Below are 1,345 nucleotides of genomic sequence, written 5' to 3' on the forward strand. Positions count from 1 at the left end.
TGACAGTATCCATAATTTTGTGTAAACAAAATTTCAGCGGGTTTAACTTTTTATAGTTGGACCCGTTTTTCAAATATAGTTAAGAACTGATTAAGTATCAACCCCCAATTCGGTATTGGAGCTGTCCACTTTTTAGTAATCTGCATTAATGCTAGGTATACTGATTTTTTGAGGGCATCATCTGTAGGGAATGCCATTTTATTTTTAGTGTACTTTCTGATTTTACCATTTAGATTTTCGATAAGATTGGTGGTATAAATAATCTTTCTGATCTCTAAAGGGAAGTCAAAAAACACAGTAAGTTCCTCCCAGTTTCTTTGCCAAGATTGAACGGCATAAGGGTATTTGTTATTCCATTTTTTTGCAAATTTCTCTAGTTCTACTTTGGCCATTTCTTTATTAGGGGCATTATAAATATGTTTCATATCTCCAGTAAATTCTTTTTTGTCCTTCCATACTACGTAGCGTGCACTGTTACGTATTTGATGTACTACACAAATTTGAGTATCTGCTGTTGGGAACACGTTTTTGATAGATTGTGTAAAGCCATTGAGATTGTCTGTTACAGTCACTAAAATGTCCTCTACCCCTCGAGCTTTCATATCAGTAAGTACGCCTTGCCAAAATGCAGCAGATTCATTATGTCCAAGCCACATTCCCATGAGCTCTTTGCGACCTTCTCGATTAAGCCCAACAGCTAGATAAATGGTCTTGTTTATTACTTTTCCAGCTTGCCTAACCTTAAAGACAATACCATCCATCCACACCACGCAATACACATTCTCCAAAGGTCTGTTTTGCCAGTCTAAGACGTGTTGGTTAACTCTCTCTGTAATCATTGAAATAGCTGAAGTAGAGAGTTTAAATCCATAGATTTCTTGTAACTCATCTTCAATATCAGAAACACTCATTCCTTTAGCATAAAGAGAGATCACTATCTTTTCGACTGATAAGGAGTTGCTTTTGTGTTTAGGAACTACAACGGGCTCAAAACTACCTTGGCGATCTCTAGGAATAGTAATCTGGCTTTTGCCAAATTCAGTCTTGATCTGTTTACTAGTGGTACCGTTTCGAGCATTACCAGTAATACTCTTTGCATTCTTGGGGTAACCCAAGTGAGCATCAAGTTCTCCTTGTAACATTGATTCTAAAGCAGTGCTGTGAAGCTGTTTTAATAAATTAGTTAATTCGGCTTCCGTTTTTAAACCATCCAGTAAGCCACTTTCCAAAAATTGTTTCTTTAAATCTTCCATAAGAAAACTGTGTTATTAAAATTAAACAAAAAAAATTAGGCGGGTTTTAAAACCCGCCTAATTCTTATTTACACAGTTTATTGGACACTACC

General features: G+C 36.1%; 1 protein-coding gene. It reads right to left on the reverse strand.

Annotated elements, in window-relative coordinates; genetic code table 11:
• Positions 1-50 precede the first annotated feature (50 nt).
• Positions 51-1,253: an IS256 family transposase gene (locus tag CVD18_RS22225; protein ID WP_103867630.1), complete on the reverse strand. Its 1,203-nt coding sequence runs from the start codon at positions 1,251-1,253 to the stop codon at positions 51-53.
• Positions 1,254-1,345: the final 92 nt, after the last annotated feature.

The sequence above is a fragment of the Aquimarina sp. I32.4 genome (assembly GCF_002924285.1).
Lineage (GTDB): Bacteria > Bacteroidota > Bacteroidia > Flavobacteriales > Flavobacteriaceae > Aquimarina.